Raw genomic sequence first — 21,523 nt, 5'->3', positions numbered from 1 at the left:
CAACGCTCGAGCGCGCCCGAATCATTCGTCCGCCGTGGATCAACGGATGCTTGGCGTCGGCAACCATTCGGTCATCCAGAGGTCATTGAAGATGACCGTCTGTCGGCTCGTCTTCTGGATCCAGCCGGCGATCTACCCAGGAAGAGGTAAAACCTTGCTTACAGAAAGGATAATGGTCTGCGCGCAATGACTTGCGCAGGACGATCAAGTCTGTATCATGCAGGCAAATTCCGAGCCGCATTCCCGCTATGTTGTCATTGAATCAACAGGTACTGCGAACGGATCTGGCAGGCATGCCACTCGAGTGGGTCGACTATCGCGTCGCCGCCCGGCTCTATTATCTCGGGCAGGTCGCCTATGCCTGCGGTCACACCCTGTTCCGGCTCTACGGCGGGGTCAATGCGCATACCCGGTTGCGCAGTCAATTGGTGATCCACTCGATCATCGCCACCTACGGCAATCATCAGGCGATGGTCAAGCAGCAGGACGACTATGTGCCGCCGCTCTCCAATCGCACCCTGTTCCAGCGCGACGACCACATCTGTCTCTACTGCGGCCAGCGCTTCTCGACACGCCATCTCTCGCGCGACCATGTGCGCCCGACCAGCAAGGGTGGCGAGGACCACTGGAACAACGTCGTCACCGCCTGCATGCGCTGCAACAACATCAAGGCCGGGCGCTCGCCCGAGGACGCCGGCATGGAGCTGCTGGCGGTGCCCTTCACCCCCAATCATGCCGAGTACATCTATCTGATGGGCCGTCACGTCCTCGCCGATCAGATGGAGTTCCTGCGCGCCCACTTCCCACGCACCAGCCCGCTGCACCGACGTATCCTCACGCGAGGGACGCAGTGAGCCTGAGCCTGGAGCAGGCGCTGGCCGCGCGCATCGGCGCGGCCAGCGGCCAGCCCTTCCACCCCGAGCGCCGGCGCACCCTGCACGGCGGCTGCATCAATCATGCGCTGGTACTCGAGTCCGGCGCACGCGGCTATTTCGTCAAGCTCAACAGCCCGGAGCGACTGACGATGTTCGAGGCCGAGGCCGAGGGGCTCGAGACCCTGGCCGGAGCCGCGGCGATCCGCGTGCCGCGGCCGATCTGCTGCGGCCTGGCCGAGGGGCACAGCTTCCTGGCGATGGAGTACCTCGCGCTCGACGGTCGCCTCGATCCGGTGCGCGCCGCCCACGGGCTGGCGGCACTGCACCGCACCAGCGCCGAGCACCACGGCTGGCATCGCGACAACACCATCGGCTCGACCCCGCAGCACAACGCACCCTGCGCCGACTGGACCGAGTTCTGGCGCGAGCGACGGCTGCGTCCGCAGCTCGAGCTGGCCGCCGCCCAGGGACACTGCGGCACCCTACAGCGCGCCGGCGAACGCCTGCTGCTCGGGGTCGACGCCCTGCTCGATCACGCACCGACACCCTCGCTGCTGCACGGCGACCTCTGGGGCGGCAACATCGGCGCCACCACCGACGGCACCCCGGTGATCTTCGACCCCGCCGTCTACCACGGCGACCGCGAGACCGATCTGGCGATGACCGAGCTGTTCGGTGGCTTCGGCCCGGCGTTCCACGCCGCCTATCGCGAGGCCTGGCCGCTGGCGCCGGGCTACGCGATACGCAAGACCCTCTACAACCTCTATCACGTGCTCAACCACCTCAACCTGTTCGGCGGCGGTTATCGCCAGCAGGCTCAGGGGATGATCGAGCAGCTGCTCGCCGAGCTGGGCTGAACGGACGACGCTTGCGCACACCCTCTGTCGTCGAGATGACGACTGTGTTAAAAGTGCGGCCAAGTCACTGCAGTCTGGCCTGGACCCCGGCTTGAACTTTCAAGACTCCTTCCGTACCCCACGCGAGTTGCTGATCCTGCGTCACGCCAAGTCCGACTGGGATGCCGGCGCCGCTACCGACTTCGCCCGTCCACTGGCCAAGCGCGGGCGCCGCGACGCGCCACGGATCGGCGCCTGGCTCTATCGCGAGGGCCTGGTCCCCGATCAGGTCATCAGCTCACCGGCCGAGCGCGCCCGTCAGACCGCGATCATGGTCTGCAAGCGGCTCGACTTCGACAAGCGCCGCATCCTCTGGGAGCCGAACCTCTACGAGGCTGACCTCCGCGCCTTGCTCGAGGTCCTTGGGCACTGCCCGCAAGCCTCCGGCACGGTCCTGCTGGTCGGCCACAACCCCGGCCTCGAGCTGCTGCTCCAATATCTTGCCGGCGACGACCTCGAACCGCCGGAGCACGGCAAGCTGCTGCCCACTGCGGCACTCGTCCGGTTGGAGATGCCCGCGGACTGGGCGCGGCTCGAACCCGGCTGTGCCAGCCTGCTCGCGCTCACCCGACCGCGTCAGCTCGCCGACTGACAGCCGCCCCCCGCGCCCAGCGCCGCAGCCCCAGCAACACCGCCAGCAGCGCCGTCAGACCACCGCCGATCCACAGTCCGGCGCCGAGCGGATCGCGGGCGAAGGTCATGGCCTGATAGAAGATCACCGCGACCAGATAGGCGACGCCGGTGGTCCAGGCGGCGACGAAAGCCGCCCAACGTGCTCCGGCCTCGCGCACGATGGCGCCGATGGTGGCAACGCAGGGGAAGTAGAGCAGCACGAACAACAGATAGGCGAAGGCCCCGGCCTGACCGTCGAAGCGTTCGATCATGGCCCCGAAGGTCGCATCCCGAACCCCCTGGGCGGCGGCCGCCTCGGCGCTGTCGGCGATCTCGCCGACGTCGAGCCCGAGCGGGTCGAGCACCCGCGCGCCAAGCGCGCCGAGGTTGTCGCCGACGCTGGCCACCGCCTCGCCGAGCCGCGCACCGAGCGCGAACGTATCATCGTCGGCCACCGGCGCCGCGCCCGCCTCCTCGGCGAGCCGGCCGTAGAGCGAATCGAGGGTGCCGACGATCACCTCCTTGGCGAGCACCCCGGAGATCACCCCGAGCACCGCCGGCCAGTTGTCCTCTTCGATCCCCATCGGCGCGAACAATGGAGTAGCCGCGCGGCTGACGGCGGCGAGCACCGACTGGTCGCTGTCCTCGTTGCCGAGGCTGCCGTCGCTGCCGACGCTCGAGAGCAGGTTGAGCGCCAGCACCATCAGCACGATCACCTTGCCCGCCCCGCGCAGGAACAGCCGCACCCGGTCCCAGGTACGCAGCGCCACCCCGCGCAGGGTCGGCAGGTGGTAAGGCGGCAGCTCCATCAGCAACCCGGCGCTCTCGCCACGCAGCAGGCTGTGCTTCATCGCCAGCCCGCTGAGCACCGCCGCGGCGATACCGACGAGATAGAGCGCGAACACCAGGTTCTGCCCCGAGTGCGGGAAGAAGGCGGCGGCGAACAGCGCATAGACCGGCAGCCGCGCACCGCACGACATGAAGGGGTTCATCAGGATGGTGAGCTTGCGCTCGCGCTCGTGTTCCAGGGTACGGGTCGCCATCACCGCCGGGACGTTGCAGCCGAAGCCGACGATCAGTGGCACGAAGGCCTTGCCCGGCAGCCCGATCGAGCGCATGAAGCGGTCCATGACGAAGGCCGCGCGCGCCATGTAGCCCGAGTCCTCGAGGATCGAGAGCACGATGTAGAGACTGGCGATGATGGGGATGAAGGTGCCGACCACCTGCAACCCGCCGCCGATGCCCTGGGCGAGCACCAACTCGAGCCAGCCCGGAGCGCCGAGCGCGCCGAGCAGCGCAGCAGTGCCGTCGACGAAGAGTGCGCCGCCGGCGAGGTCGAAGAAATCGATAAAGGCCCCCCCGACGTTCATGGTGAACATGAACATCAGATAGATCATCAGCAGGAACAGCGGGATACCGAAGAGCCGGCTGAGCACCACCCGGTCGATGCGATCGGAGAGATTGCGCGCCGCCGCACCGCGCGCGCGCGACACCCGCTGCGCCAGGGCGTGGGCATGACCGAAGCGGGTGTCGGCAATGTGCAGATCGGCCTCGTCGCCGACGCGCTCGGCGATCTCAGCGCGCGCCTGCACCGCGAGCGCGCGCGCCTCGGGGGTGGCGGCGCGCTCGGCCTCGGGGTCGGACTCGAGCAGCTTGAGCGCGAGCCAGCGGGCGTTGGCGCGCGGCTGCGCCGGGTCGCAGGTCGTCGCCAGACGCTCGATCGCCTCCTCGACACAGTCGCCCTGGGCGAGCGCGTGTCCCCCCGGCTCACGCCCCTCGGCCACCGCCAGCACTCGCGCCTGCAGCTCGGTGAGCCCCTCGCGGGTGACCGCCACCACCGGCACCACCGGACAGCCGAGCGCGGCGGCGAGCGCGGCGACGTCGACCGCCACCCCGCGCTTGCGCGCCACGTCCATCATGTTGAGCGCGACCACCAGGTCGACGCCCATCTCCAGGAGCTGTACGGTGAGATAGAGATGACGCTCGAGGTTGGCGGCATCGATCACGTTGACGATCAGCCCGGCCTCGCGCGCGAGCAGATAGTCGCGGGTGACCCGCTCGTCGAGCGAGCTGGCGTCGAGCGAGTAGATCCCCGGCAGGTCGATCACCCGCAGTCGTCGGCCATCGAGTTCGAGCGCACCCTCCTTGCGCTCGACCGTCACCCCAGGCCAGTTGCCAGTGGTCTGGCGGATCCCGGTCAGGGCATTGAACAGCGCCGACTTGCCGCAGTTGGGGTTGCCGGCCAGGGCAAGGGTCAGCGGGGCCGGACGTTGATCATCGAGTGGGGTAAGAGTCGCCGTCATCGCTTCGATCCTGGTGTTGGGGCTCGCGGAGTGTTGATCGCGTGTTCAGTCGAGGTCGTCGCTGCGAACCTCGGGGTCGACACACACCCGCACCTTCTCGGCCACCCCGAAACCCATGGCGATCCGGCCGCCGCCGGTGGCGAGCACCAACCCCTGCCCGCGGCGCTGCACCACGCTAAGCAGGCAGCCCTGACGCAGCCCGAGTGCGAGCAGGCGACGGGTCAACTGACGCCCACCCTGGATCTCGACGATGCGCGCCGGGGTGTCGTGCTGGAGTTCGGACAGGGGGATGGACGATACGGTATGCGACATGGCTGATGGGTCTGAACCGATAACGAGGGACGGCTGCGACTGCGAATCAATCGAGCCTGGTCGATCATCGAAGCATAACCCGAACCATGCCCGTACCGCAGTCACGTCGATATCACCGCTCCGAGGAACCCTGGACGCGACGGACCGATCTGAGGGATCAAGCGACCGGCGAGGGCGCGGCAGACAACGCATGCTCGAAAACCTGCCCCGGACGATCCATGTTGATGAACAGGCGAATGCAGCGACCGAGCCGGTCGCGACGGAATGCCGCTTGCGGGAGCGGGCGAACTGGCAGAGGATGCGCCACCCCGGCTCCAACGAGTCCGGGTGTTCAACAGTCGATCGAGGTTTCTTTGGGCGGATACAGATGCAGACACAGGTCTTGATGAAACGGGGTATCACCAACGGCCGTCGCACACTGGCGGTCTGTCTCGCCGGCGCCCTGGCGCTGACCATCGCCGGGGTCGGACGCGCCGAGACCTATCGGCTCGAACACCCGGGCGACAGCGTCATCGGCGTCCCCTTCTATTTCGCCACCCGTGCCGACGACACCCTGCTCGACGTCGCTCGCCAGAACAACCAGGGCTTCGAGGACATGCGCAACGCCAACCCCGAGGTCGACATGTGGGTCCCGGGCGCGGGCACCGAGGTGATGGTGCCGACCTTCTATGTGCTACCCGACGCGCCGCGCCAGGGCATCGTCATCAACCGTCCCGAGAAGCGACTCTATTTCTATCCCCCGAACGACCCCGAAGAGGTCCGCTCCTATGCCATCAGCGTCGGGCGCGAGGGCATGGACACACCGCTGGGCGGCTTCAGCATCATCGAGAAGAAACGCGACCCGAGCTGGACACCTGGCCCCAATGTACGCGCCGCCCACGCCGCCTATGGCGACATCCTCCCGGCGGTGGTACCGCCCGGGCCGGACAATCCGCTGGGACGATTCGCGATGCGCCTGAGCAACCCGGAGTACCTAATCCACGGCACCAGCAAGCCCTGGGGGCTGGGGATGGAGGTCAGCGCCGGCTGTATCCGGCTCTACCCGGAGGGGATCGAGGAGCTGTTCTCGCTGACCGAGCTGCGCACCCAGGTCACCATCGTCGACCAGCCTTACAAGTTCGGCTGGCGCGGCGACGATCTCTATCTGGAGGTGCACGTCAATCGCGAGGGCAAGCGGGTCACGGCCCGCGAGGCGGTCCCGGCTGCGCTCGCCGAGGCCGAGGGAGTGGAGATCGACTGGCGCGAGGTGCAGCGCGCCATCGACGAGAACACCGGTGTCCCACGGGCCGTGGGACACCGGACGCACTCAGATCAAGCGCCTTACTTGCCCATGATCTTCTGATACATGCGGTCCAGACGCTCGGTGTTGGCGTTGCAGCACGCCTGAGCGCTGTTAGCGGTGTCGAGCGCCTGCTGCGCCATGTCGCGAGCGGTCTGATCGGTCGCGCAACCGCCGAGCAGCGATGCGCCAAGGAGAGCGGCGAGGGACAGGGAAGCGAGCTTGACGGTCTTGGTCATTGGTAATGTCTCCATTGATCGGCTCAAGGCCCTTGTTGGTATAACACATTTACCCGGGACTGACCTCCGCGCGCCGACCGGCCAGTCCCGGAGTCGGGGCCGGCCGAATTGACGGAGTGGTCTCTGACCCTTCAGGTCCAGTGTGCCGGCCCCGGTCCCACCGTTCCAGAGAGGCGACCGGATGCCGTGCTCTGAGAGTGCGTCAAGCATGACTCAACATCAAGCCCATCACGACCAAGTTCTGCTATTTTTCTCCGCCACCGCCGTGGCCGGCGACCACAGACCATTCAACCGATCAAGGCAAGCATCCATGTCCGCATCCCCCATCCCCCTCACCGCCCGCCCGTGGCGTGCGCGCTGAGGTCCCGTCCATGCATCGCTATTACGGACTCCCCGAGCAGGGCCCGGCACAGTCGACCTTCCGCTGCGACGGTTTCCTACGCGACGGCCAACTGCGCGCGACGAGCGGCGCCAGCTTCGCACTCGCCGCATTGCCCCCCTTCCTGCGCGCCCTGCTGGTCACCGACGGCACCGTCACCAAGATCCTCGAGGCCTACTTCTGGGAGCCGGTGACGGTCGACACCGTCGAGCAGCGCTTCGAGCACGCCACCGCCACGGTCCCCTGGATCGAGGTCGGCGAGGGCGATCGCTGTCTGTTGCGCGACGCGCGGCTGCGCGGCGACGACAGCGGTCGCAGCTTCGCCGAGGCCTTCTCGCTGATCCGCACCGACCTGATCCCAGCCGACTTCCGCAAGCGCCTGATCGATCGCGAGATCGGTATCGGCGTGCTGATCCGCGACAGTGGTCTGGAGAGCTATCGCGAAGTACTCGACGTCGGCCTGATCGAGGACGACGCCGAGCCGAGCGCGGTCTACCGCACCTACCGCATCATCATCGAGCGCCACCCGGTGATCCTGATCACCGAATACTTCCCCCTCGCGCTCTATCGCTGAGCCGACACGCCCATCGTCACACGGTGGCGGGCGTCGCGATGATGCGCGCCGCTCGCCAGGCGACGTTTGCAAAGTCATTGGACAAGTGTTTGAATGAATACACATTCATGATCCTGCCGACGCTACGCAGATGGGGAGGTCAGGGCGTGGTCACGCACCACCCCGCCAACTCGCAAGCAGCCTAGAGCATACAGACATCGCCTCAGATCAATGCGGTCAGCTGCCCGCGCGACACGCGACGCGGTGATGGCTCGCACCCCGGGAAGCACTGGTGTGCTTCTCACGCGCTCCCCCCAGCACACCAGCCCGTGATCGGCGCCCCGAACACCGCCGATACCATCGGTGCCTGACACCGATGCCGTCTCCCGCCCCAGGGTGAGCGGTCGCCCGCGTGCGTCCGCATCATCATCGCCGACCGTCCGGTCGCGACCCGCGCCACCGCAACGCTGACGCCAGCGCCCCCATCCGTCGAGCGCGCCCGGAAGGGCCGTGCCCGAGCGCGCCGATACGGCTCGACGACCATATCCAGCGCCCCCGGACAACCGGTGCCGGGGCCGCCTCACCGACCTCCAGCGCAATCGCGCTGGAGGTCATCACCGTCAACACCACCGGATCATTGCATGGAGACAGCACCGCGCATCGCTCGCCCCACAGGCTCGCACCCTGACGTGTGCCGCACGGTTCCACACCCGGACCAGACCGGCGCGCGCTTCACCTATCAAACACGCATCATCTTTCTGTTGAGGTCATCATGTCCGCCCAGACTCGGAGAGAACGTCAGATCCTGATCTTCTCGATGTTGTCTACCCTCGCCTTTGCCATCATGGGAGTGATCTGGGGTCTCTGGATCAACTCGATGGTGGTCATCTTCGACGGCCTGTACTCCCTGATCGGCCTGTTCATGACCCTGGTGTCATTGCTCGCCCTCTACTACATCCATCGCCAGTCACGGCTGCTCAACACCCAGGCCGCGGCCCGTATCGAGCACCGAGTGATCCTGTTCAAGGGTGCGGTCATCATCCTGCTCTGCACCCTGTCGCTGGTGCTCGCGGTGCGCGCCATCCTCGACGGTGGTCGCGACACCGACGGCGATCTCGCCATCCTCTTCGGCCTGATCAACGTGGTCGGCTGTACCCTGAGCTGGTGGTACATCACCAAGCACCGCAAGCAGGGCGGCTCCGGGCTGATCAACGCCGAGGAGAAACAGTGGCTGATGGACACCGTGATCAGTGGCGCGGTGATGTGCGGGTTCATCATCGCCAAGCTCACCGAGCTGACCCCGATGGCGCACCTCGCCCGCTACGCCGACCCGGTGATGGTGCTGGTCGCCTCGATCTGGTTCTTCGGCATCCCGCTGAAGATGGTCAGACACTCGCTGCGCCAGCTCGCCGCACTCGAACGCGCGCCACAGCGCATCTGATCGGGCACCGCCGCCTGCCCCGTGCCGCGCGCCTGCGCGGCGCGGGCGCCACCGATCCCACCGGCTTGCCCACGCCGGGCGAATCCCGCATCGTTGTGCCATGAACGCGCCACGCCGGGACATCGCCACGCCACCACCGCCGCTCGACACCCTGCGCCTGCGCGAGACCCCCGAGGGCATCGATCTCGGGCTGCGCGTTGCCGGACCGGTGCCGCGCGCGCTCGCCCTGGCGCTCGACCTGCTGATCCGGCTCGGGCTCTATCTGCTGCTGCTCCCGCTGCTCGCACTCGCCGACCTCGGGGTCGGGTTGGCGCTGCTCGCGGTGTTCGCCATCGAGTGGTTCTATCCGGTGGTGTTCGAGGTCTGGCGCGGCGCCACCCCCGGCAAGCGGGCACTCGGGCTGCGTGTGGTGCACGAGGACGCCACCCCGGTCGGGCTCCCCGCCTCGACCCTGCGCAACCTGCTGCGGACGGTCGACTTCCTCCCCGCCGGCTACGCCCTGGGGCTGGTGGTGAGCCTCGCCGACCCTGACTTCCGCCGCATCGGCGACCTCGCCGCCGCCACCCTGGTGGTGCACGACGAGCGCCAGGCGGTACGCCGGGGCCCGGCGTCGACCACCGGCCAGCGCCCGCCGCCCGAGTTCGACGCCACCACCCGGGCGGCGATCCTCGCCTTCGCCGAGCGCGCGCCCGCACTCGCCGACGCCCGGCGCATCGAACTCGCCGAGGTCCTGACCGCCCCGCGCGGGGTGCACGGCGGTGCCGCACCCGCACTGATCACCGCCTGGGCGGCCTGGCTCGACCGCGGCGCGCCCGACGGACGTGCGGCATGAGACAACAGCGCTTCGAGCACCAGCACGCCGCCGACTGGGCGCGCTATCGCACGCTGCTCGAGCAGCTCGAACAGCGCCGGCGCCGCGGCGCCGAACTCGCCGAGTTCCCCGGCCTGCATCGCCGAGTGTGCGCGCACTATGCGCTGGCGCGGACGCGCGGCTACACCCCCGGATTGGTCGCCGAACTCGAGCAGCTGGTGCGGCGCGGTCACGCCCAGCTCCATCGCCCCACGCTGCGCCTCGGCGCCCGCGCGCTGCGGCTGATGGCACGCGACTTCCCGCGCGCGCTGCGCCGTCACGCCGCGCCGCTGTGGCTCGCCGCCGCGCTGCTGTTCGTACCGATGGCGGCGATGGCGCTCGGTGCCTATCACGACCCCGGGCTGATCCTGACGCTGGTCGACGCCGAGCAGCTCGCCGAACTCGAGGCACTCTACGACCCCGCCCGGGACCACCCCGGCCAGGTCCGCCCGGCCGACAGCGACCTGGCGATGTTCGGCTTCTATGTCCGCAACAACGTCGGCATCGGCTTTCGCAGCTTCGCCGCCGGGGTGCTGTTCGGCATCGGCAGCGTGGTCATCCTGGTGTTCAACGGACTGTTCATCGGCGCCGCCGCCGGTCACCTCAGCGCCATCGGTCACGGCGTCACCTTCTGGCCCTTCGTCAGCGGTCACGCCCCCTTCGAACTGAGCGCGATCGCCATCTGCGGCGGCGCCGGACTGCTGCTCGGCAAGGCGCTGTTCGCCCCGGGCCGGCTGCCGCGGCTCGCGGCGCTGCGCGTCAATGCCCGCGATGCCCTGGTGCTGGTAGCCGGTGCGGCGCTGATGCTCCTCGGCGCGGCACTGATCGAGGCCTTCTGGTCGGCCGGCGCGGCGCCGGTGGCAGTCAAATACGCCGTCGGTGCCGCCGGCTGGACCCTCCTCGCCCTCTACATCGCCCTGGCCGGACGTGGCAACGATGCGTCTTGAACGACTCACCGCCCGGCTGCGCCCCTGCCCCGCCTGGCAGGCGATCGATCTCGGCTTCGCCCTCGCCCGCGCCTGGTTCCCGGCGCTCTGGGGGCTGTGGTGGTGCACCGCACTGCCGCTGACCCTGATAGTGCTGGCGCTGGCCTGGCTTCACAGCGACCTCTGGCTGCTGGCGCTGTGGTGGTGCAAGCCGGTCTACGAGGCCCCGCTGCTGCTGTGGGCGAGCCGCGCGCTGTTCGACGAGCGCCCGCGACGCGATGCCCTCCCCGGGATGCTCGGCGCCGGGCTGCGCCCGCGCCTGTTGCCGCTACTGTTGTGGCGCCGACTGAGCCCGAGACGCGCGCTCGTGCTCCCGCTGCTGCTGCTCGAAGGGCTGCCGCGACGGGCGCGACGGGCGCGGCAGCGCATCCTCGCCGAGGGCAGCGCCAGCGGGTGGCTGACCCTGGTCTGCTATCACCTCGAGGCGATCCTCTGGGGCGGCATGCTGCTCGGGCTCTATCTGCTGATCCCCGAGGGGCTGCCAGGGATCGACCTGATCGCCGCACTCGACGACAGCGCCTCGCCGGCCTACTGGATCAGCAGCGCCTGCTATCTGCTCGCCTGCTCGCTGATCGCGCCCTTCTATGTCTGCGCCGGGTTCGCGCTCTATCTCAGCCGTCGCACCGAACTCGAGGGCTGGGACATCGAACTCGCCTTCCGCCGCGCCCCGCCGCCACCGGCCGCCGTGCTCCCGGCGCTGGCGCTGCTCGCGCCGCTGCTGCTCGCCCCGCCACCGGCCGAGGCCGAGGCCGAGACCTGGCCGACCCCCGAGGCGGCCCGCGCACGCATCGCCGAGGTGCTCGACTCGCCCGACTTCGGCGCCACCCGCGAGGTCGAGCTGTGGCTGCCGGTGGCCGAGCACGCACAGCGCGGCACCGAGGACGCCGTGGGCTCTTGGGCGGCGACCCCGCCCCCCTGGCTCGCCGGCACCATCCAATGGGGACTGGTGACGCTCGCCGCGATCGCCCTGCTGGTGCTCGTCCGCGCGCTGTGGCGCGAACGCGCGCCACGCCTGCCCAGGTCGGCCAGGACGGAGCACGAGGCCGCGCCCGGGCTGTACAGCGCATCGCCCATCGATCACGAGACCGAGATCCGTCGCCTGCTCACTGCCGACGACCCGGGCGCGGCCATCGGCGCGCTCTATCGCGCCAGCCTGGAGAGACTCGACCGGCTCGGTCTCTCGCTCCCCCCGGGGGCCACCGAGGGGAGCTGCGTACAGCGGGCGCGCACCCAGCTGCCACGCCGGATCGGGGTCCCCTTCGCCGCGATCGCCGCGGCGCGCCAGCACGCGGCCTACGGCGACCGGGACCCGAGCGCGGCGCACGTCGAGCGACTGCTGAGCCACTGGCGTCGCTGGCAGGGACGGACCGATGCGCACTGAACAGCGCCTGCTCGCGCTCACCCTCGGCGGCACCGGGCTGGTCCTCGTGGCGGCGCTGGCGAGCTGGTTCCTGACCCACTTCGAGCGCCGGGTCGAACAGGTGCCAGTCGGTCCCTCGGCAGCAGCCCAAGCCAACCCGCTGCTCGCCTTCGAGCGCTTCCTCATCGGGCTCGGCATCGCCGTCGAGAGTCGCCCCGATCATGCCCTGCTCGTCGCCCCACCGCCCCCCGGCGACACCCTGGTGGTGCGCGCACCCGGCCCGCTGTCACCACGCCAACGCGACCGGCTCCGCGACTGGATCGCCGCTGGCGGACGGCTGGTGACCACGCCGGGGACGGGGCCGCACCACGCGCTGCTCGAGGCCTTCGGGATCCACCCCGAGAGCTGGACCGAATCGGGCCCACCGACGCCGCTCCGGCTGCGCCCGACACCCGCGGCGCCACCACTCGAGGTCGCCCTCGACCCCGGGCGGACCCTGTGCGTCAGCCATGGCGACAAACAGCGTTGCGGGCAACCGCTGGCGCACCGGGAGATCGGCGCCGGCCGGCTGAGCGTGCTCGCCGACCTCGACATCCTCACAGGCCAGCGCATCGGCGAGCTTGACCACGCCCTGTTCGGCGCCCGCCTGGTCGCCCCCGCGCCCGGCGGCACGGTATGGCTGCTGTATGCCGAGACCCCGCCGGGACTGCTCGCGCGGCTGTGGGCGCGGGCGCCGCTGGCACTGGTCGCCGCCACGCTGACCGTGGCGGTGTGGCTGTGGTCGCTCGGCGCGCGGCTCGGGCCGACGCTCGCGCCGGCCCCGCCACCGGCGCGCGACCGGCTCGTCCATCTCGAGGCCGGGGCGCGCTTCCTCTGGCGCCACCGGCGGATCCGCGCGCTGCTCGCCGCCAGCCGTGCCCAGGTGCTGCGGCTGTGGGCGAGGCGCCTACCGGGACTCGCGCGCGCGCCCCGCCAACAGCGGCTGAGCCGACTCGCCGCGGCCAGCGGCGAGTCGCGCGCGCGACTCGCCCAGGCGCTCGAGGAGACACCCCGCAACGACCGCGCGCTCATCACCCTCACCCACACCCTGGCGCGACTGGAGCAGCAGGCCCGAGCGCCCGGTGGCAACCGCGAGAGCACCGATCCATGACCCAGACCCCACTGCCGCTGACCGAGGCGGTCATCCAGCTCGACCAGCTCGAACAGAACATCGGCCAGGCCGTCAGCGGCCAGCACCAGGCCATCCGCGAGCTGCTGGTGGCGCTGGTCTCCGCCGGACACGCGCTGCTCGAGGGCGTCCCCGGGGTCGGCAAGACGCTGCTGGTTCGCGCGCTCGCCGCCGCGGTGCAGGGGCGCTACGCACGCATCCAGTTCACCCCCGACCTGATGCCGAGCGACGTCACCGGGCACGCGGTGTTCGACCTCAAGCGCGAGGCCTTTCGCATCCGCCGCGGGCCTATTTTCTGCAACCTGCTGCTCGCCGATGAGATCAACCGCGCCCCGGCCAAGACCCAGGCGGCGATGCTCGAGGCGATGCAGGAGGGACAGGTGACCATCGAGGGCCAGGCGCTGGCGCTCGAGCCACCCTTCCTGGTGTTCGCCACCCAGAACCCGATCGAGCAGGAAGGCACCTACCCGCTGCCCCAGGCCCAGCTCGATCGCTTCCTGCTGAAGATCGCGGTGGCGCCGCCGAGCGCCGAGGCCGAGCGCGCGGCGGTGCGCGCCGCCACCAGCGGGCGCATCGGCGACCGGCTCGACACCTCGGCGGTGCGTCCGCTGCTCGACACCGCAACCCTGCAGCGCCTGCAACTGAGCGCCACCAGGCTCCGGCTCGATGAGCGCGTGCTCGACTACGCGGTAGCGCTGGTGCGCGCCGCGCGCGACTGGCCGGGGGTCGACAGCGGTCCCGGGCCGCGCGCCAGCATCGCGCTGGTGCGCGCGGCGCGGGCGCACGCGCTCATCGAGGGGCGCGACTTCACCACCCCGGACGACGTGCGCTGCATGCTCCCGGCGGTACTGCGCCACCGGCTGCGGCTCGGCGCTGAACTGGAGATCGAGGGGGTGAGTGCCGACGCCCTGCTTGGCGACCTGGTCGAACGCGTCCCCGCGCCGCGCGACTAGCGACGACGGCGCGGACGGAAGCCGCGCAACAGGTCATCGAGCCGCGCCACCGCCCGGGGGTCGGGCGCGGGACCGAAACGCGCCGGCAGATAGAGCGCGAGGAAGCGCGAGACCGGGGCGGCGAGGTCGGGACGCGCGGCGATCACCCGCTGACCATGATCCTGCGGACCCTCGCCGGGGCGTGGCGCCAGCCCGATACGCACCAGCCGGCGACAGAAACGGGCATGACGCGCGACCAGCGGATCGGGCTCGCGCGGCGCGCGCACCAGCCCCAGCAGCACCGCGCCCAGGGTCAGCGAGAAGGTCACGACCATCACCACCGCCAGCCCGTACTCACCCAGCCCACCGAGTCCGAGCCGCTGCAGCAGTCCGAGCTGGTCCTCGACCGAGAAGTCGAGCACCCACTGCTGCCAGGCCGCATCGATGCTGTCGGCGAACTGGCGCGCGCCGCGCGCCAGCCGGGCGAGCCACGCATCCTGGGCCAGCTCGAAGCGCACCGGGTTGCCGGCGCCGAGCAGCCGCGAGGCGGTCTGGTTGTCGACCCGCGAGGGGTCCACCGCGGCGGTGGGATCGACCCGCACCCAGCCGCGCCCGGGCAACAGCACCTCGACCCAGGCATGGGCATCGGACTGCCACACCATGTGATAGCCGCCGATGGCATTGGGCTCGCTGCCGAGATAGCCGAGCACCACCCGCGAGGGGATCCCGGCCAGCCGCATCAGTGTGGCGAAACTGCTGGCATAGTGCTCACAGAAACCGCGCTGGGTCTCGAACAGGAAGGCATCGACCGGATTCGGCCCGAGCGGTGGCGGCAGCAGGGTGTAGTGGAAGGCCTCGCGGTTGAAGTGGGCGAGCGCGCGTCTCACCACGGTCTGGTCGTCCGCGCCCTCGCCACGCCAGCTCGCCACCAGGGCGCGCATCCGCGGGGTGATGGTGGCGGTCGGCAGGCGCAGGGCATAGTCACGCAGCGCCGCGCTCGGCGCGGGCGTGCGAGCGTCGAGCGCCGAGCGCACCCGATAGCGCAGCGCGCTCTCCACCGCGCGGCTGGCACGCAACAGATGATCGGGCGCGAGCACCACCCCCTCGGCCGCGACCGGCAGATCGAGCGCGAACAGCCAGCGCCGGTCGGTCGGTTCCAGCACCACCTCGTAGTCGAGCCGATCGGCCGCAGCGGCGAGCGCCAGCGAGACCGGTCCAGTGCGCGGCGGCTCGCCCACCGTCCAGCGCCGTCCATCGGTCTGCCACAACACCAGACCGCGCCAGTAGCGCTGCTCGGGCGGTGGCGGGGTGGCCTCGAAGCGCACCCGGAAGGCCAGCTCGCCATTGACCACCAGCTCGCTGACCGCGCCCGGCTCCATGGTATCGGAGAAGCCGGTGCGGGCCTGCTCGGCATCGAGCCCGAGGTCCCACAGCGGCGCACTCAGACGCGGGAAGAGCAGAAAGAGCACCAGGGTCAGCGGTAACGCCTGCAGCGCCAACCGCATGGTCGTGGTCAGCGCCGGGCGCAACCGCCCCGCCCCAGTCGCGCCGTTGAGGTCGGCCAACAGCGCGAGCATGGCCCCGATCACCAACGCCAGATAGAGTGCGAGACCGAGCGACTGGTCGAAGAGGAACTGCACCACCACCAGGAAGCCGAGCAGGATCGCCGCGATCTGCAGGTCACGCCGCGCGTGCAGCTCCAGCAGCTTGAGCGCGAGCATGGTGAGAAACAGCGCCGCCCCGCCCTGACGCCCGCTGAGACTGCCGTAGACATGGAGACAGTTGGCGATGCCGACGAGGGTGAGCAGCACCAGCAGCCAGCGCCCGGGCTGCACCCCGTGCCAGCGCAGCGCGAGCAGACGCAGCGCGAACAGCACGCTGGCGAAGGCACCGATGCGCCAGTCGAGCCGGGGCAGCAACGGCAGGGCGCCGGCGATCACCAGCAGGGTCAGCCACAGCCGCTGGAGACGGTCCGGGACGGGCTCGGGCCAGTGCGCGCGCTCAGTGGCCATCGCCGTCCTCCAGACCGAACAGCGCGAGACGGGTGAGACAGCGCTGCAGCTGCGCCTCGCCGGCGGCCAGCGGCTCCTCCACCCCGGGCAGGCGCAGTCCGAAACGCGCCCCGGCGGCCGCGGCATCGAGCAACTGACGGGCGAGTTCGGCGAGCCGCGTCTCGGGATCGACGGTGGCGAGCGCCGCCCAGTCGATCCACAGCTCATGCCCCTGCTCGCCCTCGAACTGCTTGGTCAGCAGACCGCGTTCGCGGGCATAGGCCTTCCAGTCGAGATGGCGTGGCGAGTCGCCGTGACGATAGTCGCGCGCGCCGGCATAGTCCTCGAGCCCGGCCCCCGCCCCCTGGGGCAAGGCACGCGCACCGGCACCGGCGCCGGGCGGCGGCGGCGCGAGGGGCGCCGGGGTCGGATAGACCAGCGATGCGGCACGCGGCAGGGTGTGACACCAGGCGCGGAACAGCCCCAGCGGGTGGCAGGTCTCGACCCGCACCTCACCGAGCGGCTGCCAGCCACGGCGCCTGGTGGTGACGACCAGAGCGCAGCCGCTCTGCTCACCGGCGGGGACGGCGAGCGGCGCAGCGGCATCCTCGGCACCACTCAGACGCAGGTCGGCACGCGTGCGACGACCGCGCCCACGCACGCTGAGGGTGAAGCGCGCCGACTCGCCGGCGAACACCGCCGCCCCGGGGCGCGCCTGCAGCTCCAGCCCGAGCAGGTTGAACCAGGCGTGGTGCATCGCCAGCAGCGCCACCGCGGCGAGGAAGAAGGTGAACAGCAGCCCGAGGTTGTTCTGGTAGTTGAGCGAGCCGAGCAGCATCACCAACAGCACGGCGCCGAACACCAGCCCGAAGCGGGTGGGCAGGATATAGATCTGGCGCGCGCCGATGCGCACCACGCCATCGGGATCGCTGCGGGCGCGGCGCAGCATGGCGTCGAAGCGCGCGGCGAGCCAGCCGCGCCAGCGCGCGCGTTCAGGGGATCGGGACATGGGCAAGGATCTCGGCGTCGACCCGGGAGGCGTCGAGCACAGCGCCCTCGCCACTGCCGACCAGACGATGGGCGCAACAGGCCGGCAGCACCGCCTGCACGTCCTCGGGGAGCACATAGTCGCGTCCGCCGAGCAGCGCCCAGGCCTTGGCCGCACGCACCAGCCCCAGCCCGGCGCGCGGCGAGAGCCCGTAGGCGAAGCGCCCCGAGGCGCGGGTGAAGGCGAGGAGGTCGTGGACATAGTCGATCACCGCCGGGGCGGCATGCACCGCCACCACCAGCTCTTGCAGAGCGGCGAGTTCGGCGGGCGCGAGCACCGGCGTCTGGCGCGCCACCAGCGCGCGACGGTCCTCGCCGGCGAGCAGCCGCTTCTCCTGGTGCGCGGCCGGATAGCCGAGTTCGATGCGCATCAGGAAGCGGTCGAGCTGCGACTCGGGCAGCGGGAAGGTGCCGATCTGGTGGAGCGGGTTCTGGGTGGCGATGACGAAGAAGGGCTCGGGCAGCGTGCGAGTCTCGCCCTCGACGGTGACCTGACGCTCCTCCATCGCCTCGAGCAGCGCGCTCTGCGCCTTGGGAGTGGCGCGGTTGATCTCGTCGGCAAGCACCAGCTGGGAGAACACCGGACCGGGGTGGAAGCGGAAGGACTCGCTGGCGCGGTCGTAGACCGCCACCCCGATGACGTCGGCCGGGAGCAGGTCGCTGGTGAACTGGATGCGCGCGTACTCCAGCCCGAGCAGTCGCGCCAGCAGGTGTGCGAGCGTGGTCTTGCCGACCCCGGGCAGGTCCTCGATCAGCAGGTGGCCGCGCGCGAGCAGACAGGTCAACGCCAGGCGCAACTCGTGCTCCTTGCCGAGGATCACCGCGGCGGCGGCCTCGAGCACCGCGCCGCAGCGATCGACCGGCGACGCGGGGACGGGGCGAGGTTCGGGTCGGTTCATGCAGAGGCTCCCGGCGCCGCCGCGCGCGCATGGATATGGGTTAAACTGAAGGGCTTCATCGGATCGGGTTCCCTGACATGTTTGCGAGCGATCAGTACGACGTCATCGTGGTTGGAGGCGGTCACGCGGGCACCGAGGCGGCGCTCGCGGCGGCACGCGCAGGCGCGCAGACCCTGCTGCTGACGCAGAACGTCGACACCCTCGGCAACATGAGCTGCAACCCCGCCATCGGCGGTATCGGCAAGGGCCATCTGGTGCGCGAGATCGACGCCCTCGGCGGGCTGATGGCACGCGCCACCGACCGCGCCGGGATCCAGTTCCGCACCCTCAACGCCAGCAAGGGTCCGGCGGTGCGCGCCACCCGCGCCCAGGCCGACCGCATCCGCTATCGCACCGTGGTGCGCGCGGCGCTCGAGTCCCAGCCCGGGCTGCGGGTGTTCCAGCAGACCGTCGACGACCTCATCGTCGAGGGCGACCGGGTGGCCGGGGTCAGCACCCAGATGGGACTGCGCTTCCGTGCCCGGGCGGTGGTGCTGACTGTCGGCACCTTTCTCGGCGGGCGCATCCATATCGGTCTCAGCAACTATGAGGGCGGGCGCGCCGGGGATCCACCGTCCAACGCCCTGGCCGCGCGACTGCGTGAACTGATGCCGCGGATCGAGCGGCTCAAGACCGGCACGCCGCCGCGTCTCGACGCGCGCAGCATCGACTACACACGGCTCGCCGAGCAGCCCGGCGACGACCCGGTGCCGGTGTTCTCCTTCCTCGGCAGCGCCGCCGAGCACCCGCCGCAGGTGAGCTGTCACATCGCCTATACCAATGCCCACACCCACGAGATCATCCGCGCCGGGCTGTCGCGCTCGCCGCTCTACACCGGGGTGATCGACAGCATCGGCCCGCGTTACTGTCCCTCGATCGAGGACAAGATCGTACGCTTCGCCGACAAGGACTCGCACCAGGTGTTCCTCGAGCCCGAGGGGCTCGACACCCACGAGGTCTATCCCAACGGCATCTCCACCAGCCTGCCCTACGACGTGCAGGAGGCGCTGGTACGCTCGATCCCGGGGCTGGAGCAGGCCCACATCACCCGCCCCGGCTATGCCATCGAGTACGACTTCTTCGATCCGCGCGACCTCGCCCCGGGGCTGGAGACGCGCCAGCTCCAGGGGCTGTTCCTCGCCGGTCAGATCAACGGCACCACCGGCTACGAGGAGGCCGCCGCCCAGGGGCTGCTCGCCGGCATCAACGCGGTGCGCCGGCTGCGCGAAGAGTCGCCCTGGGTGCCGCGTCGCGACGAGGCCTACATCGGGGTGATGGTCGATGATCTGGTCACCCGCGGCACCAACGAGCCCTATCGCATGTTCACCAGCCGCGCCGAGTACCGGCTGATGCTGCGCGAGGACAACGCCGACCTGCGCCTGACCGAGAGCGGACGCGCGCTCGGGTTGGTCGACGACGAACGCTGGGCGCGCTTCGAGGCCAAGCGCGAGGCGATCGAGCGCGAGCGCGCGCGCCTCGCCGCAGCCATCGTCCGTCCCGACCGGATCGACCCGGCACACATGCAGGCGGTGCTCGGCGAGCCGCTGCGGCGCGAGACGCGCGCGCTCGACCTGCTCGCCCGTCCCGGCGTCGACCACGCCGGGGTCAACGTGTTGATCGATACCGCGGATCACCCGGTCGCCCCCGAGGTCGCCGAGCAGGTCGAGATCCAGACCCGCTATGCCGGTTACATCGCCCGCCAGCGCGACGAGATCGCCCGTCAGCGCGCCCAGGAGGACAAGTCCTTGCCCGAGACCTTCGATTTCGCCGCGGTGCGCGGTCTCTCCGCCGAGGTGCGCGAGAAGCTCTGTCAGACCCGTCCGGCCACCATCGGTCAGGCCGCACGCATCCCCGGGGTGACCCCGGCGGCGGTGTCGCTGCTGCTGATCCATCTCAAGCGGCACCCGGCATGAGCGGCGCGAACACCGATCTCACCCCGGCCCAGCGCGAGCGCCTCGGCGAGCGGCTGCAGGCCGGCTGCGCGGCGCTGGGGATCGCGCCGACGGCGGCCCAGCACAACCAGCTGATCGACTATCTGCAGTTGCTGGTGCGCTGGAACCGCGCCTACAACCTCACTGCGGTACGCGACCCCGACGAGATGGTGGTGCGTCACCTGCTCGACAGCCTGGCGGTGCTGCCGCACCTGCTCGGCGAGCGCGTGCTCGACCTCGGCACTGGCCCCGGCCTGCCCGGTCTGGTGCTGGCGATCGCCGTCCCCGAGTGCCGGGTCCGGCTGCTCGACAGCAACGGCAAGAAGGTGCGCTTCGTGCGCCAGGCGGTGCTCGAACTCGGCCTCGCCAACGCCGAGCCGGTGCAGGCGCGGATCGAGACGTACCGGCCGGGGGAAAAATTCAGTACCATTGTCAGCCGTGCGGTTGCCGCCACCGACGTGCTGCGTGTACGCGAGACCGGCCTGCTGGACACACCGGGCCGGCTGCTGCTGATGCGCGCGCACCACCCCGAGGTCGACGCCGCCGAGCTACCGACCGAGCCGTTCACCGTGCACCGCCTGCAGGTGCCCTTCCTCGACGGCCCGCGTCACCTGATCGCCATCGAGAACGACTGAGTCGAGCATGGTCAACATCATCGCCATCGCCAATCAGAAGGGCGGAGTCGGCAAGACGACGACCGCGGTCAACCTCGCCGCCTGTCTGGCGGCGATGAAGCGACGCGTGCTGCTGGTCGATCTCGACCCCCAGGGCAACGCCACCATGGGCTGTGGCGTCGACAAGCACGCGCTCGAGCACTCGAGCTGCGACCTGCTGCTCAGCGATATCCCGATCGCCGACTGCCTGCAGCGCATCACCGAGCCCTCGCCCGGTTTCGACCTGCTGCCGGCCAACGCCGATCTCACCGCCGCCGAGGTCGGGCTGATCGACTCGCCCGACCGCGAGCACCGTCTGGCGCGGGTGCTCGAACGCGCCGCCCAAGCCTATGAGCTGGTGGTCGTCGACTGTCCGCCCTCGCTCAACATGCTCACCGTCAACGCCCTGGTCGCCGCGCGCGGGGTGCTGATCCCGATCCAGTGCGAGTACTACGCCCTCGAGGGGCTCTCGGCGCTGCTCGACACCATCGAGCAGATCCGTGCCAACCGCAACGAGACGCTGCGTGTCGAGGGCATCCTGCGCACCATGCACGACCCGCGCAACAACCTCGCCAACCAGGTCTCGACGCAGCTCATCACGCACTTCAAGGACAAGGTCTACCGCACCATCATCCCGCGCAACGTGCGCCTCGCCGAGGCCCCCAGCCACGGCATGCCGGCCCAGCTCTATGATCCGTCCTCCAAGGGCGCGATCGCCTACATGGCGCTGGCCAGCGAGGTGCTGCGCCGCCAGCAGAAGGGCCGCAACGCCGCCTGA

At 70.2% G+C, this 21,523-nt stretch carries 20 protein-coding genes; 14 read left to right on the top strand and 6 right to left on the bottom strand.

The genetic code is table 11. The features are described 5' to 3' along the window. The first annotated feature begins 248 nt into the window (after positions 1–248). The 3 genes from MARPU_RS00715 to MARPU_RS00705 all read left to right on the top strand — a co-directional run bounded on the left by MARPU_RS00715 (position 249) and on the right by MARPU_RS00705 (position 2,363). Complete coding sequence (locus MARPU_RS00715) at positions 249–854, top strand: HNH endonuclease (RefSeq protein ID WP_025275044.1); 606 nt, start codon at positions 249–251, stop codon at positions 852–854. After that, positions 851–1,732: a fructosamine kinase family protein gene (locus tag MARPU_RS00710; protein ID WP_005221966.1), complete on the top strand. Its 882-nt coding sequence runs from the start codon at positions 851–853 to the stop codon at positions 1,730–1,732. The genes MARPU_RS00715 and MARPU_RS00710 overlap by 4 nt, the downstream gene beginning before the upstream one ends. Positions 1,733–1,823: 91 nt before the next feature. Next, positions 1,824–2,363: a SixA phosphatase family protein gene (locus tag MARPU_RS00705; RefSeq protein ID WP_005221968.1), complete on the top strand. Its 540-nt coding sequence runs from the start codon at positions 1,824–1,826 to the stop codon at positions 2,361–2,363. Here the strand turns inward: MARPU_RS00705 and feoB are convergent. Both feoB and MARPU_RS00695 read right to left on the bottom strand, forming a co-directional pair. Continuing rightward, the gene (feoB, locus tag MARPU_RS00700; protein ID WP_005221970.1) at positions 2,335–4,686 is read right to left on the bottom strand and encodes a Fe(2+) transporter permease subunit FeoB; all 2,352 of its coding nucleotides are present in this window, start codon (positions 4,684–4,686) and stop codon (positions 2,335–2,337) included. The two genes, MARPU_RS00705 and feoB, sit on opposite strands and share 29 nt — an antisense overlap. 45 nt (positions 4,687–4,731) lie before the next feature. Then, on the bottom strand, positions 4,732–4,998 hold the full coding sequence (locus MARPU_RS00695) for a FeoA family protein (RefSeq protein ID WP_005221972.1): 267 nt from the start codon (positions 4,996–4,998) through the stop codon (positions 4,732–4,734). A gap of 385 nt (positions 4,999–5,383) precedes the next feature. Between MARPU_RS00695 and MARPU_RS00690 the strand changes: the two genes are divergently transcribed. Beyond that, the gene (locus tag MARPU_RS00690; RefSeq protein WP_025275042.1) at positions 5,384–6,340 is read left to right on the top strand and encodes a L,D-transpeptidase family protein; all 957 of its coding nucleotides are present in this window, start codon (positions 5,384–5,386) and stop codon (positions 6,338–6,340) included. On the opposite strand, the gene MARPU_RS00685 is transcribed toward MARPU_RS00690, so the two are convergent. Next, positions 6,319–6,516, bottom strand: coding sequence for an alanine-zipper protein (locus MARPU_RS00685; RefSeq protein WP_005221977.1), 198 nt, complete (start codon positions 6,514–6,516; stop codon positions 6,319–6,321). The two genes, MARPU_RS00690 and MARPU_RS00685, sit on opposite strands and share 22 nt — an antisense overlap. Positions 6,517–6,887: 371 nt before the next feature. On the opposite strand from MARPU_RS00685, the gene MARPU_RS00680 reads away from it, so the two are divergent. The 7 genes from MARPU_RS00680 to MARPU_RS00650 all read left to right on the top strand — a co-directional run bounded on the left by MARPU_RS00680 (position 6,888) and on the right by MARPU_RS00650 (position 14,206). After that, positions 6,888–7,469: a chorismate--pyruvate lyase family protein gene (locus tag MARPU_RS00680; RefSeq protein WP_005221979.1), complete on the top strand. Its 582-nt coding sequence runs from the start codon at positions 6,888–6,890 to the stop codon at positions 7,467–7,469. A gap of 751 nt (positions 7,470–8,220) precedes the next feature. Next, the gene (locus MARPU_RS00675) at positions 8,221–8,889 is read left to right on the top strand and encodes a cation transporter (protein WP_005221981.1); all 669 of its coding nucleotides are present in this window, start codon (positions 8,221–8,223) and stop codon (positions 8,887–8,889) included. A gap of 100 nt (positions 8,890–8,989) precedes the next feature. Continuing rightward, a complete protein-coding gene (locus MARPU_RS00670) occupies positions 8,990–9,721 on the top strand; it encodes an RDD family protein (protein WP_005221984.1) in 732 nt (243 codons plus the stop codon). Beyond that, a complete protein-coding gene (locus MARPU_RS00665) occupies positions 9,718–10,686 on the top strand; it encodes a stage II sporulation protein M (RefSeq protein WP_005221986.1) in 969 nt (322 codons plus the stop codon). Before MARPU_RS00670 ends, MARPU_RS00665 begins: the two co-directional genes overlap by 4 nt. Further along, positions 10,676–12,106 carry a DUF4129 domain-containing protein gene (locus tag MARPU_RS00660; protein WP_005221987.1) on the top strand — a complete coding sequence of 477 codons (1,431 nt, stop codon included), beginning with the start codon at positions 10,676–10,678 and terminating at the stop codon, positions 12,104–12,106. The genes MARPU_RS00665 and MARPU_RS00660 overlap by 11 nt, the downstream gene beginning before the upstream one ends. Further along, positions 12,096–13,235, top strand: coding sequence for a DUF4350 domain-containing protein (locus MARPU_RS00655; protein WP_005221990.1), 1,140 nt, complete (start codon positions 12,096–12,098; stop codon positions 13,233–13,235). The genes MARPU_RS00660 and MARPU_RS00655 overlap by 11 nt, the downstream gene beginning before the upstream one ends. Beyond that, the gene (locus MARPU_RS00650) at positions 13,232–14,206 is read left to right on the top strand and encodes an AAA family ATPase (RefSeq protein ID WP_005221992.1); all 975 of its coding nucleotides are present in this window, start codon (positions 13,232–13,234) and stop codon (positions 14,204–14,206) included. Before MARPU_RS00655 ends, MARPU_RS00650 begins: the two co-directional genes overlap by 4 nt. Here MARPU_RS00650 and MARPU_RS00645 read toward each other — a convergent pair. The 3 genes from MARPU_RS00645 to MARPU_RS00635 are packed head-to-tail and all read right to left on the bottom strand — an operon-like array spanning position 14,203 to position 18,122. Further along, positions 14,203–16,197: a transglutaminase TgpA family protein gene (locus tag MARPU_RS00645; protein ID WP_005221993.1), complete on the bottom strand. Its 1,995-nt coding sequence runs from the start codon at positions 16,195–16,197 to the stop codon at positions 14,203–14,205. The genes MARPU_RS00650 and MARPU_RS00645 overlap by 4 nt on opposite strands. Next, the gene (locus tag MARPU_RS00640) at positions 16,187–17,185 is read right to left on the bottom strand and encodes a DUF58 domain-containing protein (protein WP_005221994.1); all 999 of its coding nucleotides are present in this window, start codon (positions 17,183–17,185) and stop codon (positions 16,187–16,189) included. The genes MARPU_RS00645 and MARPU_RS00640 overlap by 11 nt, the downstream gene beginning before the upstream one ends. Further along, positions 17,169–18,122 (bottom strand): AAA family ATPase, encoded by a 954-nt coding sequence (locus MARPU_RS00635; protein ID WP_005221995.1) that lies wholly within the window; start codon positions 18,120–18,122, stop codon positions 17,169–17,171. Before MARPU_RS00635 ends, MARPU_RS00640 begins: the two co-directional genes overlap by 17 nt. A 77-nt stretch (positions 18,123–18,199) precedes the next feature. On the opposite strand from MARPU_RS00635, the gene mnmG reads away from it, so the two are divergent. From mnmG to MARPU_RS00620, 3 genes are read left to right on the top strand one after another with little or no spacing between them, the layout of a single operon-like run. Continuing rightward, the gene (gene mnmG / locus MARPU_RS00630; protein ID WP_005221996.1) at positions 18,200–20,074 is read left to right on the top strand and encodes a tRNA uridine-5-carboxymethylaminomethyl(34) synthesis enzyme MnmG; all 1,875 of its coding nucleotides are present in this window, start codon (positions 18,200–18,202) and stop codon (positions 20,072–20,074) included. Continuing rightward, a complete protein-coding gene (gene rsmG / locus MARPU_RS00625; RefSeq protein WP_005221997.1) occupies positions 20,071–20,727 on the top strand; it encodes a 16S rRNA (guanine(527)-N(7))-methyltransferase RsmG in 657 nt (218 codons plus the stop codon). The genes mnmG and rsmG overlap by 4 nt, the downstream gene beginning before the upstream one ends. A 7-nt stretch (positions 20,728–20,734) precedes the next feature. Continuing rightward, positions 20,735–21,523, top strand: coding sequence for a ParA family protein (locus MARPU_RS00620; RefSeq protein ID WP_005221998.1), 789 nt, complete (start codon positions 20,735–20,737; stop codon positions 21,521–21,523).

It is taken from the genome of Marichromatium purpuratum 984, from assembly GCF_000224005.2.
GTDB classification, from domain to species: Bacteria; Pseudomonadota; Gammaproteobacteria; order Chromatiales; family Chromatiaceae; genus Marichromatium; species Marichromatium purpuratum.
The sequence above is the reverse complement of the archived record's forward strand: the minus strand, read 5'-3'. Positions and strand labels throughout refer to the sequence as shown.